Source organism: Curtobacterium sp. VKM Ac-1395, from assembly GCF_015350975.1.
In the GTDB taxonomy this organism is placed as follows: domain Bacteria; phylum Actinomycetota; class Actinomycetes; order Actinomycetales; family Microbacteriaceae; genus Curtobacterium.
This window is the reverse complement of record NZ_JADKRX010000002.1, coordinates 781,717-798,958: the sequence shown is the minus strand read 5'-3', so window position 1 is coordinate 798,958 and position 17,242 is coordinate 781,717. Positions and strand designations below refer to the sequence as shown.

Here is a 17,242-nt window from a genome sequence, read left to right as displayed (position 1 = left end):
ACACGTGGACGACGACGGCCCCGGTCTCGCCCCGGAGTGGGCGGTCCACGGCACGGCGGAGCGGCCGTGGCGCAGCTCGCGCCGTGGTCCTCGTGCCGACCGGCTCTGCACCGCGGTCACGACCTCCGTGCCGCCGCCCATCGCCGACCGCCGGTACGACCCCGTGCCCGATGACCTCGCGCTGCTCGACCGGGCAGCCGCGGCCCTCCGGAGCCTCGACGAGCACCACGGGGACCGGCTCGGCGCACTGGGCGGACTGCTGGCACGGACCGAGGCCGTCGCGTCCTCCCGGATCGAGGACGAGCACGCCGACCTCGACGACTACGTCCGCGCCGTGGTCGGTGTGCGGGCGAACGGCAGCGCGACGCTGATGGTCGCCGCGACGACCGCACTCCGCCGACTGATGGCCGACGCCAGCACGGGCTGCGGCGCGAGCGCCGGACGCATCACCGAGCGTTCGATCCTCGCCGCACACCACGACCTGATGCGCGACGACCCGCTCGACGGCCGCGACGCCGGTCGGTACCGCACGGTGCAGAACTGGATCGGCGGGGGTGGCAGCCCACGACTTGCGACGTACGTCCCACCACCGCCCGAGCTCGTCCCCGACGCCATGGCGGACCTCGTCGCCTTCCTCGAGCGTGACGACCTGCACCCCGTCGCGCAGGCAGCGATCGCGCACGCCCAGTTCGAGTCCGTCCACCCCTTCACCGACGGCAACGGGCGCATGGGTCGTGCGCTCATCGGGGCGGTCCTGCGCCGCTGCGGGCTCACCACGACGATCACCGTGCCGGTCGCCACCGCACTCGTGGCCGACCGGTCGCGGTACTTCGAGCATCTGGCCCGGTACCGCTCCGGCCTGGTGCACGACTTCGTCGCCGACCTCGCGGTGGCGATCGGGACGGTCTGCGACGAGGCTGCGCTGGTGGCACTGCTGCTCGACGAGCACGCCGAGGACACGCGTCGGCAGCTCCCCTGGCCGCTCCCCGAGCTCTCCCGTGACGCCGTCCTGACCGAGGACGACGCCGAGGACCTCGTCGTCGCACTCCGCCGACGGTCGCCGGGGTCCGGGCCGGCATCGGTCGACGCCCTGGTCCGGACGCTCGAGCGCAGCGGGGCCGTGCGTCCGGTCACGCAGCGCCGCCGAGGCCGGGCCTGGCTGGTCACCGGGGTCGCCACCGAGCTCGACGCCTTCGCCGAGCGGGTCGCCGTCGGGGTGCACGACGGCGTGCGCCGCGAGCTCGTGCACGAGGACGCGGCCTAGGCTGGCACGGTGAGCAGCGAGCACGAAGCGACCACCCCGCCCACCGCCGACAAGCGGCCCGTCACGCGGACCCACCACGGCATCGACTTCGTCGACGACTACGAGTGGCTCCGGGACAAGGAGTCCCCGGACACGATCGCGTACCTCGAAGCCGAGAACGCGCACACGGCCGCGTCGACCGACCACCTCGCCGCACTGCGCGAGCGCATCTTCGGCGAGGTCAAGGGCCGCGTGCAGGAGACGGACCTCTCCGTCCCGGTCCGCATGGGCCAGTGGTGGTACTTCACGCGTACGGCCGAGGGCAGCCAGTACGGCGTCCAGTGCCGGGCCCCGATCAGCGGTCCGGACGACTGGACCCCGCCGTCGCTCGAGGAGAGCGCGGCCACGCTCCCCGGCGAGCAGGTCGTCCTCGACGGCAACACCCTGGCCGACGGGCACGAGTTCTTCTCGCTCGGGTCCTACGACATCTCCGACGACGGCACCCGGCTGCTGTACGGCGTGGACGTCGCCGGTGACGAGCGCTACACCCTGCACGTCCGTGACCTGACCACCGGCGAGGACCTGCCCGACGTCGTCGAGAAGACCGGCTCCGGCGCCACGTTCGACCCCTCCGGCCGCTACGTGTTCTACCCCACCGTCGACGACTCCTGGCGCCCGGACCGCATCTGGCGTCACACCGTGGGGACCGCCTCGACCGACGACGTCGTCGTGTTCGAGGAGCCCGACGACCGCTACTGGGTCGGCATCGGGGTGACCCGCTCGTCGCAGTACATCGTCATCGAACTCGGTTCGAAGATCACGTCCGAAGCGTGGGTCCTCGACGCCGCCGACCCGACGGGCGAGTTCCACGTCGTCTGGCCCCGGCGCGAGGGCGTCGAGTACGAGATCGAGCACGCCATCGTCGGCGGCAGCGACCGCCTGCTCGTGCTGCACAACGACGGCGCCGAGAACTTCGAGCTCGTGGACGTCCCCGCCGACGACCCGACCTCCGAGACCGACCGCCGCGTGGTCGTCGCGCACCACACCGAACGCCGCATCGAGTCCGCCGACGCCTTCGCCGGCCACCTCGCGGTCGAGTACCGCGCCGAGGCCCTGCCCCGCGTCGCGATCATCCCGATCGAGGGCGACGGCTACGGCGAACCGCGCGAGGTCCCCTTCGAGGAGGCCCTGTTCTCCGCCGGCCTCGGCGGCAACCCGGAGTGGGACCAGCCCACGCTCCGCATCGGGTTCACCTCGTTCGTCACCCCGTCCGAGGTGAGCGACCTCGACCTCGCGACCGGCGAGGTCACGGTGCTCAAGCGCCAGCCCGTGCTCGGCGGCTACGACCCCGACGACTACGTGCAGGAGCGCGACTGGGCCACGGCCGAGGACGGCACCCGTGTGCCGGTCTCCCTCGTGTGGCGCCGGGACGCCGTCGACACCGACGCCCCGGCCCCGCTGCACCTGTACGGCTACGGCTCGTACGAGTACTCGATCGACCCCGGCTTCAGCGTGATGCGCCTGTCGCTGCTCGACCGCGGGGTCGTCTTCGCGGTCGCCCACGTGCGGGGTGGCGGCGAGCTCGGCCGGCACTGGTACGAGAACGGCAAGACCCTGACGAAGAAGAACACCTTCACCGACTTCGTCGCGGTCGCCGACCACCTGATCGCCACCGGTCGCACCAGCCCCGACCGGCTCGTCGCCGAGGGTGGCAGCGCCGGCGGACTCCTGATGGGCGCCGTCGCCAACATCGCCCCGGACCGCTTCGCCGGCATCGTGGCAGCGGTGCCCTTCGTCGACGCGCTGACGAGCATCCTCGACCCGGACCTGCCGCTGACCGTCATCGAGTGGGACGAATGGGGCGACCCGCTCCACGACCCCGAGGTCTACCGGTACATGAGCGAGTACAGCCCGTACGAGAACGTCCGCTCCGACGTCGAGTACCCGGCGATCCTCGCGGTCACCTCGATCAACGACACCCGCGTGCTCTACGTCGAGCCGGCGAAGTGGACGGCGAAGCTCCGCGAGGTCGGTGCCCCGGTGCTCCTGAAGACCGAGATGGCCGCGGGACACGGTGGCGTGAGTGGCCGGTACGCCTCGTGGCAGGAGCGTGCCTTCGAGCTCGCGTGGATCCTGGACACGCTCGGACTGGCCGACGTCTCCCCTGCGGCGGCCTCGGCAGCGCCGATCGCGGCGGGCTAGCGCCCGGACAGCATCGACGGAGCAGACGACGTCGGGTCGCGGTCACGCACCCGACGTCGTCTGCTCCCTCGATGGGCACGCGCGCACGCACGAGCACGAGCGCTAGCGCACGCGCACGCGCACGCGCGAGCACACTCACACGCACACGCACACGCAGCGCGTCACACGCGGTTGAGCGCGTGCACCGCCTCGTCGTAGGACTCCTCGGCCAGGCGAACCCGGTCACCGGCCAGCACGCCGTACCCGAACGTCGACTCGCCACCGCGCTCGGCGATGGCGGCGTTCGCCCGCAGTGCGTCGAGCGCGTACAGCGACCGCACCCGCTCCGTGAGCACGTCCGCCGCCGCGCCGATGCGCTTCCACAGCGCATGCGGGAAGGCGTCATCCCCGAGCAGGTCCATCGCCATCCGGGCCCGCATGGTCGCCTGCCACGCCAGCTCGGTGGTGGCACGGTCGGCGGCCTCGCGCGCAGCGGCGGTGTCCGAGGTGTCGTCGGCCACGGCGTCGCGGACGAGTTCGCGCACGTGGGGCTTCACGATCGCGGAGACGTCCTGCGCGACGTGCTTCGGGGAGCGCAGCGCCCACGCGGTCGGCGCGGGGCGCTCGACGGCGTCGTCGAGGGCGTCGAGGAGCTCCAGGAACGCCTCCGTGTGCAGGAACGCCACGACGTCGCGCGAGGCCTGGTCGCGGCGCTCCCGGGTCGACGCCAGGATGCGCTCGCGGGTCATCGCGTCGACGAGCTCGTCCTGTGCCGGCGACGACGCCCGCGGCAGGCGCTCGATCAGGTACTCGGCCAGCGCGGCCTTCGCGGTGACGGCAGCCAGGGCGTCCGCCGCCTCGGCTGCACGGTCCAGGTCCTCGGTCGCGGCGAACGCCGGACGGTACGTCTGCAGGACGGCGGCGACCCCGAGTGCGGTCTCGGCCGTCTCACGGAGGCCGGCGGTGTCGCCGGAGCGGAGCCGGGCCTCCTGGCCGAGCAGCGCGGAGCGCAGCTTCTTGAGCCGCTTGGCGACCGCGCGGGCGACGGTGCCCTTGTCCGGCTTCTCGGCGGACTGGAGGCGCAGCGCGGGTGCTCCTGCCAGCCCACGTGCCAGCTTGGACGCGACGGCGGCGGGGCCGGCCCCGACCGCGGCGAAGCGGCCGTCGAGGGACCGGAGGAACTCGTGGGCGACCTGCTGGTCGACGCCCTCGACGGTCTCGACCTCGGCTTCCCGCCAGGTGCGGGGATCGGCGGGGGCGTCGTCGTCGAGGCGCTCGGCGCTGACGCGGTCGTCGGCGAGCTCGGCGATCTGGTCGCCGTCCTCGTCGAGGAGTCGCGTGACCGTGCGGGTGGTCGTGATGCGCACGACCGGACGGAGACCGCGGCCGCGGCGCTCGGTGAACAGGGCGGCGAGGACCTCGACCGGCACGGTGTCGGCGTCGTCCGTGAGCGGGAAGTGCTCCTCGTGCCGGACGGTGTCGGACTCGGCACGCTTGATGTGCCAGCCGGCGTCCGTGCCGCCCGTGCGCCGACGGACCGTGACGTGGGCGGCGACGAGGTCGTACCGCTCGGTGTCCCAGTAGGTGGCGTCGAGCTCGAAGGGCTCCTGGTGGTCGACCTGCATGATGCCGCCGACCCCGATGAGGTCGGGGAGGCTGGCGTCGTCGGGCAGGTCGTACGTGCGCTCGATCTCGAGGTGCGTGTCCGTCACATGCCCCTGTCTACCAGGGTGCAGGGGCTGCTCACGACACGGCGGGTTAGCCTGTGGAGATGAGCGAGACGATCACCCGCGACGCGTTCGTGCCCCAGGCCGGCGGCGTCACCATGTTCACCACCACCTGGTGCGGCTACTGCGCGCGTCTGAAGAACCAGATGTCCAAGGCCGGTGTGCCGTTCACCGAGGTCGACATCGAGCAGACGCCGGGCACGGCCGAGCTCGTCGCCGAGGTCAACGGCGGCAACCAGACCGTGCCGACGCTGGTGTTCCCCGACGGCAGCACCGCGACGAACCCGTCCCTGGCCGAGGTCCAGTCGCGCATCTGACGCGCGACCAGGTGGCGCCTCCCTGCGTCGGGCCGTGATGCAAAACACCGGTGTTCGTGCTCCAGGCCGCGGGAATCCGCGGCGCGACGCACGAACACCGGTGTTTTGCGTACAGACGCTCCGGCTCAACCGACCTCAGCCGCCGAGCGCCTCCGTCAGCAGCGCGGCCATGGCGTCGAGCTGGATGTCGCCCGAGTCGACGACCTCCTCGTCCGAGCCGTCGAGCGCACGCGCTGCCAGACCGGCCTTGGAGTCGATGAGCTCGGCGATCTTCGTGTCGATCGTCTGTGCGGCGATGATGCGCCACGCGGTGACCGGCTCTTCCTGCCCGATGCGGTGCACACGGTCGATCGCCTGGGTCTGCTCGGCACTGGTCCAGGAGAGCTCGGCGAGGACGACGTTGGACGCCACCTGCAGGTTGAGCCCGACGCCGGCTGCGGTGAGCGAGCACACGATCACGGCGACGTCGGGGTCGTTCACGAACGAGTCGATCTCGGCCGTGCGCTGCGCCGCGGTCTGGTCGCCGCGGATCGTCGCGGTGCGCAGGTGCCGTCGGGCGAAGACCTCTTCCGCCTGGTCCATCACGTCGAGGTGCTTGGCGAAGAAGACGACCTTGCCGACGTTCGCCGCCAGCTGCGCCGCGTAGTCCGCCGCGAGCTGGGCCTTCGCGCGGCCGATGCGCCGGACCATCGAGAACACGTTCTCCCCGGTGGAGGACGCGTCCTGGTCCTCGAGCTCCCACCGTGCGACCTGGCGGACGAGCTTGTGGTCGATGCCGTCGACCGGCGCCTGGCCGGTGCGGGCGTCGAGCGCCTGGTGGTAGCGCTTGACGAGCTTCGCGGTGAGCTCGCGCTCGGCGTCGCGGATGGAGCGGCCCTCGTCGCCGTCGAGCTCCACCGGGATGTCGGCGATGCGACGGGCGGGGATGTCAGCGGCCACGTCGACCTTGCGACGGCGGACGATGCCCATGTCGATCACGGCGCGTCGGGCCTCGGCGAAGAAGCCCTGGTCGGCCGGGGTGAGCCCGATGTCCTCGAGCTCGTTCATGAGCTGCGCACGGGGCTTCTTGTCGTCGATCCAGCCGAGGTACTCCCAGATCGTGCGGAAGTCCTCCACCGAGTTGATCAGCGGGGTGCCGGTGAGCGCCATGAGCAGCGGGGACGAGGTGCGCGCGCGGATCTTCTCGGCGAGCTGCAGCACGAACTTCGAGCGCTGCGAGTCCTTGTTCTTGATGAAGTGGGCCTCGTCGACGACCATGCCCTTGAACCCGAAGGCCCCGAGCCAGCCGAAGTGCCGGTCGAGGATCTCGTAGTTCACGATCACGACGTCGGCGAACCCGTCGAGGTCGTCCCCGTCGCCGTGGATGACGGTCGCGCGGCGGTTCGGCACCCAGCGGGCGGCCTCGCGGGCCCAGTTCGTCTTGACGACGTTCGGCACGACGACGAGCAGCGGGTACGCCCCGGCGGCCTCGGCGGCGAGCAGCGACTGCGCGGTCTTGCCGAGTCCGGGTTCGTCGGCGAGCAGGAACGTGCGGTGGCCCTGCGCGGCGGCCGCGACGAGCTCCGCCTGGTGCTGCATCAGCGTGGTGCCGGAGATCGTCTGCACCGAGGTCGGGTCGGGCAGCGGCATCGAGGCCGATCCCCCACCGGCGCCGTACTCGAACGACTTGAAGAGCGGTCCGAAGAGCTCCCAGTTCGCCAGGCGCCGCGGGTGCGCGACGGGCTGGTCGGCGAGGGCGAAGTCCGGCGGCAGGAACGGGTTGGCGAGCTGGCGCTGCACGACGGCCTGCGGCACGACGGCACGCTCCTGCGCGGTGACGACCGGCGCGGGCTCGGCCGCGATGACGAGGTCCTCCGGCTGCATCTCCACGCCGCCGGCGATCATCATGTCGCGCTTGACGGTGCGGGTCGCCTCGGTGACGGGCGACTCCTCGGCCAGGAGCTGGATGACGCTGGTGTCGCGTGCCGCCGTCTTGGCGAGGATGGTCGCGACGCCGTCGAGCCGCTTCATCTGCTCGGCGCGCTGGGCGTCGGTGAGCGTCGTGTCCGCCTTGACGCGGGCACGTTCCTCGCGCATGAGCAGCGCGACCGCCTGGAACTTCGTGCGGTTCGACGCCTTCAGCGGTCCGCGCTGGGCGGCCGCCTCGACCTCGCGCACCGCGCGGGCGAGCACGGGGATGACGCCGTCGTTGTCGAGCGGCCGGGTCCGGCGCGACGCGGTCCGCGTCCCACCGGCTGCACGCCGCGTGCCTGATCGAGCCAAGGCTCCTCCTTGTTCCGTCCCGAGACCGGGGCGAGCCGCCGTCCTGGCGGAAGTCGTCGGTGCGTCCGTCGCACCACTGCCGTGGCGGGCCGATGCGGCCCACCGGTGCGCCGATCCCCACGACGATCTGGCTGTCGACCGTGCCCGTCGTGGTCACCCGGGTGGTGTCCGATGGGCACGATCAGCGCGGAGGATCCGGCGCTGTCGCACGCACGCGACTCGCCGGGAGCGGTCGCGGACCCGGTGCCCGCTCGGCCAACCGGTCGAGTGTCGTGTCCGGAATCGACGCGACGTGCGAGCACGCGGTGCGTGCGCGGTCAGTGTACTCCCGGACCACCGACGGAGGCGACTCGGCGCACCCCGCGCGCGTCGAGCCTCCAGGCGGTGCCGTGGGTCAGACCGCGCGTGGTGGGTGGGATCGCGCGTACCGGGTCGGATCTTCCGACCCACAACGCGCGTTCCGACGCGCCGCCTCACGCGCGGCAGGCAGGAACGCGCGTCGCGAGTGGGAACGCGCGTACCGGGTCCGATCTCCCGACCCACTACGCGCGTTCCGACCTGCCGCCCGAACAGCGGCAGGCGGGAACGCTCGTCTCAGACGCGGGGTGCGGACCGCGGGCGGCCGGAGCCGTCGGCCGGGAGGCTCGGGGCCGGTTCCGCGAGCGCGGCCCGCGTCGCCCGGAGCAGCTGTTCCGCGGTGGCGATGCCGTTCGCGGAGCCCGTGGTCGCCTGGCCGCCGGCGTGCGCCAGCAGCTGGGCACCGATGGCTGGTCCGAGTCGCTCGGCGGCGGCCGGGTTCCTGGCGGCCCAGTCGCGGGCGATCGCGTCGGCGAGGCGTTCCGCCGCTGCGCCGCGGTCGGCGTCGCCGCGGGAGCGGTGCCACAGCCCGGTGACGACGAGGTGCGCCACCACGGCACCGATGTCGCGGACCGGGTAGCCCCAGCCGGCGGTGTCGATGTCGAGCAGGCCGGAGATGCGCCAGGGCTCGTCCTCGTCGACGAAGACCTGCTCCAGGTGCAGGTCGCCGTGCACGACCTGCTTGTCCGTCGTGGTCCAGCCGATCGACCGTCGGCCGATCGCGTCGTAGAGCTCGTCGATCTCGAGCGCGTCCTGCGGCAGCGCTGTGACGAGCGTCTTCCGGTGCCAGTCGGCGTGGTCCATCGCGTCGGCGCGGGCCTGCTGGGTCATCGGCACGGTGGCGATCCGGCCGGTCAGTGCTGCGAGCGACGCCACGAAGCGCGGGTCGTCGGCGATGTCGAGGATGCGGCTGCCCGCCGGCACCCCGCGGATGCGCTCGAGCACGAGCAGCCCGTCGCCACGACTGGAGAGCACGCGCGGCACCGGCAGCCCGGCGGCGACGAACTGCTCGTGCGTGCGGACGATCGGTGCGACGCGGTGGGGCCGGACGACCTTGAGGAAGAGCGTGCCCTCGGGGGCGTCGACCCGGACCACGGCGCGCTTGCCCGGGCGGTAGGCCGCGACGGTCAGCACCGGGTTCGTCACCGGCATGCCGAGGGTGGTGAGGAGCTCGGCCACGGCGTCGCGGTAGGTCACCTGCGGCAGGACCGGCAGACCGGGGTCGTTCGGGTACGCCCAGACCGAGACCGGCTCGTTGGTCGCCGGGTCGGTCACCAGGGCGCTGTTCTGGTCGTGGGTGCCGCCGGTGTCGACGTACGTCAGGACGGTGGCACGCAGGTTGTTGCGGTCGAGGGTGTCGACCTCGTACCCGTAGAGGTATCCGTTGCCCGACGGTTCGACCGAGTGCGCGCGCGCGGCCACCACAGTGGTCCCGGAGCCGACGAAGGCCTCCGGGATGACGCGCTCATGATTCGGCCACACGACACCAGTCAACCGTGTCCGTGCGGTTTCGTCGCGTTCGTGCGCGGCTCGGCGTGCGGATGCGTGGCTAGCGTGGTCCTCGTGAACCCGGTCTCGCGCCTCCGCAGCTCGAGCCGCTCCCCCTTCCTGCAGGTCGTGAAGACCGCGGTCGCGGTGGTCGCGGCGGTGCTGCTCTCGGAACTCGTCATCCGCGGACCCTTCCCGACCTTCGCGGCCATCGCGGCGCTGCTGGTCGTGCAGCCGAGCATCAACCAGTCCTTCGTGAAGGGCCTCGAGCGGAGCGCCGGTGTCGTGCTCGGCGTCGTGTTGGCGACCGGGCTGCACTTCCTGCTCGGTGACGCGGTCTGGGTCGTGCTCGTCGTGATCGTCCTGTCGATCCTGATCGCCTGGGCGCTCCGGTTGACCCCGACCTCGGCGACCCAGGTCGGCATCAGCGGGATGCTCGTGCTCACCGCCGGGGTGGTCACGCCGAACTACTCGGCCGACCGGGTGCTGGAGACCGTGCTCGGCGCGGCCGTCGCCCTCGTGGTGAACGCCGTCATCGTGCCGCCGGTGCTGCTCCGGCCGGCACACCTCGCCGTCGGCCGGTTGGCGCGCGACACGGCGGTGGCGTTCGAGCGGGTCGCGATCGGTCTCACCGAGGGCTGGGACCACGACCGGTGGAACGACGCCCTGCTCCGGGCCCGCTCGCTCCGCCAGCAGCACGCCAAGGCCGATGCGGCGCTGACCGCGGCGCGGGAGTCGCTCACGATGAACCCGCGCGGCGGTCGACACCGGACGATCCTCGACGGGGACGTCGCCGTCACCGAGCACCTGCGCGTCCTGGTCACCCGGGTCACCGGCATGACGCGGGCCATCCGCGACAATGCCACGCCCGACCTCCGTGCCGACCCGATGGTGGGTCGGATCGCGACCGAGGTGGCGAGGATCGGTGCCGACGTGCGGGCGCTCGGGCGACAGGTCGAGTCCACGGAACTGGCGCAGGCGGAGCCGGAGGCCTTCGCGGAGGAGACCGAACCCGCCCTCACCGCACCGCTCGAGGTCGTGCGGCCGAACTCACGGCACTGGATCCTCATCGGCGCCCTGCTCGAGGACATCCGCCGCGTGCGCGAGGAGCTGCTCGGCGAGGACGACTGACCGCGGTGCCGCGCGCCGGCCCCTCCTACGACAGGGTCGTGGTGGCGGTGGCCGCGACGGTGGCGGTGCCGACGATGTCGCCCCAGATCACGCGGCTCGGCACGGTGGGGTCGGAGGCGACCACCTCAGCAGCTGCGAACCGACGGATCTCGGCGACCACGGCCTCCTGTCCGGCTTCGCGAGCAGCGCGACTGGCGACGTCCGGGACGGCGGCGCGGAGTTCGGCGACGACACGGTCGCGGCTGACGTGCTCGAGCTGCGCGAGCGCTCCGACGCCCTTCCACGCCGCATCGAGTTCGGCTCGCAGTCGGATGACTGCCGGGTGGTCAGAGTGGTCGTCCATGTGTCCCCCAGAGACAGGACGGTCTGTCGGGTACATCCCGTCCTGCCGGGGAGCCTAGCAACGAAGCAAGCAGTCCTCACGTCCCTCGATCACGGGGCACGCTGTGACGAGATTCAGTCAGGATCACGGTCGGAACACCACCGGACGCCGGTTCGATGCCACGATGGGTCCCAGGAGGTCACTATGCGGCTGTTGGTGGTCGAGGACGACGACGAGATGCGCGCCCTCATGGAACGCGGTCTCGCCGCCGAGGGGTACCGCGTCACCGCGGTCGAGAACGGTGTCGAGGCGCTCATCGCGCTCGGGGACAACGCGTTCGACCTGGCGGTCGTCGACGTGATGATGCCCGGCATGTCCGGGTTCGAGCTGGCGCGGCGCATCCGTGAACGAGAGGACCCCGTGCGGATCCTGCTCGTCACCGCCCGCGACGGCGTCGACGACCGGGTCTTCGGCCTGGACGCCGGTGCCGACGACTACCTGACGAAGCCGTTCGCCTTCGCCGAGCTCACCGCCCGGCTCCGTGCGCTCGGCCGCCGTGAGGCCGCCGGGGCACCGCGCATCATCGAGGTCGGCGACGTCGCCATCGACTCCGAGGCCCGCCGCGTTTCCATCCAGGGCCAGCGCGTCGCCGTCAGCCCCACCGAGTTCGCGCTGCTGCGGCTGCTCGCGCGCTCCGTCGGCACGGTGGTCGACCGGCCCAAGATCCTCGAAGAGGTCTGGGACGGCTCGCAGCACGTCGACCCGAACGTCGTGGAGCAGTACATCTCGTACCTCCGCAAGAAGCTGACGTCGCACGAGGCGACGGTCGCCATCTCCACCGTGCGCGGACGCGGCTACCGGCTCGACCTGCTCGGGTCCTGACGCGCCCCGACGTGCTGCGCTTCATCCGGCCGCTCCGGCTGCTCTCGCTCCGGTCGCGGATCACGATCGGCTCGACGGCGATCGCCGCGGTCGTCATCGTGCTGCTCGTCCTGGTGATGCGGTTCCAGGTGGTGAGCGTCGTCGCATCGGCCACCAGGACCCTGCTCGATGCCGACGCCGACCCGTACGTCGCCACGCTCGAGGTCGACAGCAACCCGGACTTCTCGCCGCCGGGCAACCTGCAACTCGTCGCCGTCGTCTCCCCGAAGGGCGACATCGTGCTCTCCACGATGCCGTCCCGGGTCGAGAGCGCCCTCGGCAGCCTGACCACGACCGCCGCCGGCACGAGCGTCATCGACGTGTCCGGGTCGCAGTACCGCGTCGTCGTCGAACACCCCGTGAACCAGGCCGGCCGGTGGACCGTCGTCGCCGCCCGCAACGCGCAGGCCGAGGCGATCGTCGTCGACGACCTCACCACGACGCTCTCGGTCACCGGGCTGGCGATCCTGGTCGCGTTCGGGGTCGCCTCGTGGATCCTCGCCACCGCCGCCCTCCGGCCGGTGAACCGGATGCGCCGCGAGGCCGAACGGCTCTCCGTCGCCCCGGAGCGCGCCGAGCTGCCGGTCGGGCCGGCGCAGGACGAGCTGGCGTCGCTCGCCGTCACCCTCAACGCGTTCCTGGCACGGACCCGGCAGGCGACCGAGCGCGAGCGGCAGATGGTCTCCGACGCCAGCCACGAGCTGCGCACCCCGCTCGCGATCCTCACCACGCAGCTCGACCTCGCCTCGCTCGACGCCGGTGACGCCGCCGCGCTGGCCGAACACATCGAGCGCGCCAAGAACAACGTCGCGCGGTTGTCCCGGCTGGCGAACGACCTGCTGACGCTGTCCCGGATCGAGGAGTCCGAGCGCGCTGGTGACACGGACCAGCAGGCGCTCTCGACGTGGTCGGACCTCGGTGACGAGGTGATGGCCGCCGTCGACCGGGTCCGGTTGATCGCGAGCACGAAGGACATCACGGTCGACTTCGACCTGGAGCCGCCGGCAGTGTCCCCGACACCCGACGAGGCCCGGTACCGGCTCGACGCCGGTGGCATGGCGCAGCTCGTGACGAACATCGCCGGCAACGCCGTCTCCGCACTCCCCCGAGGCGGCGGCGTCCTCGTCACCTGGCGCAGCACACCCGAGTTCGGCGAGCTCCAGGTGACCGACGACGGGCCCGGCGTACCCGAGTCCTTCGTGCCCGTGGCGTTCGACCGCTTCACCCGACCCGACGAGGCGCGGAAGTCCCGCCCCGCTCCCGACCCGGCGACCGGCGCGATCCCCCTGCCGGGCGGTTCCGGCCTGGGGCTCGCGATCGTCCGTGCCGTCGCCGAACGGGCAGGAGGCACGGCGTCCCTCCGCAACGTCCGCTCCGGTGGTCTCGAGGTCACCGTGCGCGTCCCCGTGGCGCGGTAGCGCGGCGCGGTAGCGCGGCGCGGCGCCCTCGCCCGCGGTCCCCGTCGAGCTGCTGCGCCGCCCCCTCTCGCCAGCGTCGAGTGGTCACGACGCCCCGCGTGCGTTCCGCCGAGAGGGCGGTCGTCGTCGCTGCGCGACGCTCCGACCGACTGGTTGCGGCCGGTCGGCGGACCTGAGCGGGGTGTCGCGACCGCTGGTGGTGCGGCACCGCGCTGCCGGACGGGAGGCTCGGTGCCAGCCCGCGCGGAGCCTCCCGCCCGGCTTGTGCCGACGTCCCTCGGCGCGGCCGGCAGGCACACGTGCCGACGTCTGCCGGCGCGGCGGGTGCGGCGTCGCGTCGCGCAGATGGGCGGATGGGCCCGTGTACGCGAGTGCGCCGCTCCGCACGACGCCGCTCCCCGCGTCGCGCCCCGCGCGGCAGCGCTCCACGCGGCACCGCGGCGAGGCACCCGCCTCACTGGAAGTCGCGGGACCTCGTCCTGACCGCCAGCGGGAGGCGCTCGATGCGGTCGGCCACGACGTTCACGACGCCGTCCTGCGAGCGCTCGAGGATCCCGCGCACGACGACCGCCGGCGACTCCCGGGCAACTCGCCGGTACCGCCCCCACACCCCGACGCTGCAGATGACGTTGACCAGGCCGGTCTCGTCCTCGACGTTCAGGAAGGTGATCCCCGACGCCGTCGCCGGACGCTGCCGGTGCGTCACGATGCCGCCGACCTCGATACGCCGCCCGTTCTCGGCCGTGGCGAGGTCCCCGACGCTGAGCACCCGCTTGGCCCGCAGCCGGTCGCGGAGGTGCCCGACGGGGTGGTCGTCCGTCGTCATGCCCGTCGACCACATGTCCGCGATGAGGACGTCCCCGCTCGTCATCTGTCCGAACAGCGGCGGCTGCACGACGACCTGCGTGTCGGGCAGCTGGTCGGGACGCTCGGCAGCGGCCTGGGCAGCTGACCACATGCCGCCACGGCGGTCGACCCCGAACGGCGCGAACGCATCGGCGGCGGCCAGGGCCTCGAGCTGCGGCGTCGTCAGTCCGACCCGACGGGCGAGGTCGGACATGTCCGTGAACGGCCCGTTGGCGTCCCGCTCGGCGACGATCCGCTCGGCGCTCTTCCGCCCGAGCGAGGCCACCTCGGCCAGCCCGAGCCGGACCGCGGAGGCACCGTCCCGCCGGTGCTGTGCGGTGTCGTCGGGCCGTGCCTTGTCGAACGGCAGCACGGGTGGCTGCTCGCCGGCCAGACAGGCGTCGTCACCGTGCGGACCGGCGGTGTGTCCGTCGAGGGGCTCCAGGGTGGCGTCGACCGCCGAGCGCAGGATGTCCGGACGCAGCACCTCGACACCGTGTCGGCGTGCGTCGGCCACCAGGGTCTGCGGTGAGTAGAACCCCATCGGCTGGGCCCGGAGCAGCGCCGCGAGGAAGGCGCCCGGGTAGTGCAGCCGCATCCAGGCGCTGGCGTAGACGATGAGCGCGAAGCTGATCGAGTGGCTCTCCGCGAAGCCGAAGTTCGCGAACGCCTGGATCTTGGCGTAGATGGTGTCCGCGTCCGCGCCGTGGATGCCGTTGTCCGCCATGCCCGCGTAGAGCTTGTCCCGCAGCCGGTCGATCTTCTCGTGTCCGCGCTTGGACCCCATGGCACGCCGCAGCAGGTCGGCGTCGTCACCCGAGCAGTTGCCGACGGCGATCGCCATCTGCATCAGCTGCTCCTGGAACAGCGGCACACCGAGGGTGCGTTCGAGCACGGGCTCGAGCGACGGGTGCATGTAGGTGATGGGTTCCTCGCCCGTGCGGCGCCGGATGTACGGGTGCACCGCGCCGCCCTGGATCGGCCCGGGACGCACCAGCGCGACCTCGATCACCAGGTCGTAGAACCGGCGTGGGAGCAGTCGAGGCAGCGTGCCCATCTGCGCGCGGGACTCGACCTGGAACACCCCGATCGTGTCCGCCCGGCACAGCTGGTCGTAGACGCCCTGCTCCTCCTTCGGGATGGAGTGCATCTCCCAGCGCTCCCCGCAGTGCTCCGCCGCCAGGTCGAACGAGTACTGCAGCGCCGCGAGCATGCCGAGCCCGAGCATGTCGAACTTCACCAGCCCCATGTACGCGCAGTCGTCCTTGTCCCACTGCAGCACGGTGCGGCCGTCCATGCGGGCGTGCTCGATCGGCACGACCTCCCCCACCGGCCGGTCGGTGAGCACCATGCCGCCGGAGTGGATGCCGAGGTGTCGGGGGAACCCGAGGACGTCGCTGGCCAGCCCGACGACCTCGGCCGGGATGTCGTGGTCCTGGCTCTCGGTGACGGACCCCCAGCGTTCGACCTGCTTGGACCAGGCGTCCTGCTGCCCGGGGCTGTGGCCGAGCGCCTTGGCCATGTCCCGCACGGCGCCCTTCGGCCGGTAGGTGATGACGTTCGCGACCTGCGCGGCGTTGTACCGGCCGTACTTGTCGTAGACGTACTGGATCACTTCTTCCCGGCGGTCGGAGTCGAAGTCGACGTCGATGTCGGGCTCCTCGTCGCGCATCGCCGACAGGAACCGCTCGAACGGCAGGCCGTAGCGGATCGAGTCCACCGCGGTGATCTCCAGCAGGTAGCAGACCGCCGAGTTCGCCGCGGAGCCGCGTCCCTGGCAGAGGATCCCCCGCCCCCTGGCGTACTGGACCATGTCACGGACGATGAGGAAGTACCCGGGGAACTTCTTGTCCTCGATCACCGCGAGCTCGCGTTCGATGCGCTCCCGCTTGTGCGGGTCGACGCCGTCCGCGCTGCCCGGGTACCGGCGACGGGCGCCGTCCCACGTGAGCTCCCGCAGCCACGACATCGCGGTGTGGCCGTCGGGGACGTCGATGTCGGGCAGCCCGGGCTGCACGGTCTTCAGGCGGAAGCCGAGTTCGTCGGCGAGCGTCACGCTGTGCTCGATCGCGCCCGGGTACCGCGCGAACCGACGGGCCATCTCGGCTCCGGACCGTAGGTGGGCGGTGTCGGCGGCCGGCAGCCAGCCGTCGATCTCGTCGAGACTGCGCCGTGCCCGCACCGCGGCGAGTGCCGTCGCCACGGGGAAGCGGTCGGGTGTGGCGTAGTGCACGTTGCCGGTCGCGACGACGGGCAGCGCGTGCGCGGTCGCCAACGCGGCGAGGGCGTCGTTCCTGGCGCTGTCGAGCGGGTCGCCGTGGTCGAGGAGCTCGACGACCACGTTGCCGGTCCCGAAGCGGTCCAGCAGCGCGCGCAGGGCGGTGTCAGCCGCGGACTCGCCGCCGTGTTCGAGTGCCTGTCGCACGGCACCCTTCCGGCAACCCGTCAGCACCCGCCAGTGGCCGCCGGACCGCTGGGCGAGGTCGTCGAGGTCGTACTGCGGGCGGCCCTTCTCGGACCCGGCACGCAGGTGGGCGCTCGTGACGGCGCCGGCCAACCGGTGGTAGCCGTCCTGTCCGTCGGCCAGCAGCAGCAGGTGGGAGCCCTCGGGGTCGGGGACCCCGTTCTGCGGTTCGGTCAGGCCGAGGGAGAGCTCGGTGCCGTACACGGTGCCGACGGTCGGGTACGCCTCGGCGACCTCCGCCATCCGGGCAGCGCCGTAGAAACCGTCGTGGTCGGTGAGTGCGAGGGCGTGCAGGCGCAGCCGGGCGGCTTCCTCGAACAGGTGCTCGGGCTGGCTGGCGCCGTCGAGGAAGCTGAACGTGGAGTGCGCGTGCAGTTCCGCGTACGGCACGGTGGGTGCGTCGCCGCCCCGGGCGACCTCGGACGGTTCGTACGGCGCACGCTTGCGCGACCACGCCGGGCTGTCCCCGCCGTCACCTTCGTGCGCCGTCCCCGGGCTGCGCTTGTCCGACAGCGCCCGCTCGAACTGGGACCACGGGATCGGTGGGTTGTTGTACCCCATCAGC

General features: G+C 72.3%; 11 protein-coding genes. 6 read left to right on the top strand and 5 right to left on the bottom strand.

The window, feature by feature from the left end; translation table 11 throughout:
• Window positions 1-4: 4 nt before the first annotated feature.
• Together ITJ68_RS08330 and ITJ68_RS08325 are read left to right on the top strand one after the other, a co-directional pair.
• Window positions 5-1,264, top strand: a complete 1,260-nt coding sequence (locus ITJ68_RS08330; RefSeq protein ID WP_194660751.1) for a Fic family protein — start codon at window positions 5-7, stop codon at window positions 1,262-1,264.
• A gap of 9 nt (window positions 1,265-1,273) precedes the next feature.
• Window positions 1,274-3,445 (top strand): S9 family peptidase, encoded by a 2,172-nt coding sequence (locus tag ITJ68_RS08325; protein WP_194660750.1) that lies wholly within the window; start codon window positions 1,274-1,276, stop codon window positions 3,443-3,445.
• A gap of 161 nt (window positions 3,446-3,606) precedes the next feature.
• On the opposite strand, the gene ITJ68_RS08320 is transcribed toward ITJ68_RS08325, so the two are convergent.
• Window positions 3,607-5,136 (bottom strand): CYTH domain-containing protein, encoded by a 1,530-nt coding sequence (locus ITJ68_RS08320; protein WP_194660749.1) that lies wholly within the window; start codon window positions 5,134-5,136, stop codon window positions 3,607-3,609.
• A gap of 59 nt (window positions 5,137-5,195) precedes the next feature.
• Between ITJ68_RS08320 and ITJ68_RS08315 the strand changes: the two genes are divergently transcribed.
• On the top strand, window positions 5,196-5,468 hold the full coding sequence (locus ITJ68_RS08315) for a mycoredoxin (protein ID WP_071274277.1): 273 nt from the start codon (window positions 5,196-5,198) through the stop codon (window positions 5,466-5,468).
• 135 nt (window positions 5,469-5,603) lie between these two features.
• Here the strand turns inward: ITJ68_RS08315 and ITJ68_RS08310 are convergent, their stop codons facing one another.
• Window positions 5,604-7,730, bottom strand: coding sequence for a DEAD/DEAH box helicase (locus tag ITJ68_RS08310; RefSeq protein ID WP_194660748.1), 2,127 nt, complete (start codon window positions 7,728-7,730; stop codon window positions 5,604-5,606).
• A gap of 594 nt (window positions 7,731-8,324) precedes the next feature.
• Window positions 8,325-9,569 carry an aminoglycoside phosphotransferase family protein gene (locus ITJ68_RS08305; protein WP_194660747.1) on the bottom strand — a complete coding sequence of 415 codons (1,245 nt, stop codon included), beginning with the start codon at window positions 9,567-9,569 and terminating at the stop codon, window positions 8,325-8,327.
• Window positions 9,570-9,650: 81 nt separating this feature from the next.
• On the opposite strand from ITJ68_RS08305, the gene ITJ68_RS08300 reads away from it, so the two are divergent.
• The gene (locus tag ITJ68_RS08300) at window positions 9,651-10,706 is read left to right on the top strand and encodes an FUSC family protein (protein WP_194660746.1); all 1,056 of its coding nucleotides are present in this window, start codon (window positions 9,651-9,653) and stop codon (window positions 10,704-10,706) included.
• A 25-nt stretch (window positions 10,707-10,731) separates the two neighbouring features.
• Here ITJ68_RS08300 and ITJ68_RS08295 read toward each other — a convergent pair whose 3' ends face one another.
• Entirely contained in the window at window positions 10,732-11,049 is a 318-nt protein-coding gene (locus ITJ68_RS08295; RefSeq protein WP_194660745.1) for a hypothetical protein, read from the bottom strand.
• A 183-nt stretch (window positions 11,050-11,232) separates the two neighbouring features.
• Between ITJ68_RS08295 and ITJ68_RS08290 the strand changes: the two genes are divergently transcribed.
• The gene (locus ITJ68_RS08290; RefSeq protein WP_194660744.1) at window positions 11,233-11,910 is read left to right on the top strand and encodes a response regulator transcription factor; all 678 of its coding nucleotides are present in this window, start codon (window positions 11,233-11,235) and stop codon (window positions 11,908-11,910) included.
• Window positions 11,911-11,921: 11 nt separating this feature from the next.
• Window positions 11,922-13,367, top strand: a complete 1,446-nt coding sequence (locus ITJ68_RS08285; protein WP_323743254.1) for a HAMP domain-containing sensor histidine kinase — start codon at window positions 11,922-11,924, stop codon at window positions 13,365-13,367.
• A gap of 454 nt (window positions 13,368-13,821) precedes the next feature.
• On the opposite strand, the gene ITJ68_RS08280 is transcribed toward ITJ68_RS08285, so the two are convergent.
• Window positions 13,822-17,238 (bottom strand): error-prone DNA polymerase, encoded by a 3,417-nt coding sequence (locus tag ITJ68_RS08280; RefSeq protein ID WP_194660743.1) that lies wholly within the window; start codon window positions 17,236-17,238, stop codon window positions 13,822-13,824.
• Between the last annotated feature and the right edge of the window lie 4 nt (window positions 17,239-17,242).

Excerpts from the sequence above, each read along its gene's own strand:
- ITJ68_RS08315 (WP_071274277.1), top strand. The coding sequence starts at position 5,196 with ATGAGCGAGACGATCACCCGCGACGCGTTCGTGCCCCAGGCCGGCGGC.
- ITJ68_RS08295 (WP_194660745.1), bottom strand. The coding sequence starts at position 11,049 with ATGGACGACCACTCTGACCACCCGGCAGTCATCCGACTGCGAGCCGAA.
- ITJ68_RS08290 (WP_194660744.1), top strand. The coding sequence starts at position 11,233 with ATGCGGCTGTTGGTGGTCGAGGACGACGACGAGATGCGCGCCCTCATG.
- ITJ68_RS08280 (WP_194660743.1), bottom strand. The coding sequence starts at position 17,238 with ATGGGGTACAACAACCCACCGATCCCGTGGTCCCAGTTCGAGCGGGCG.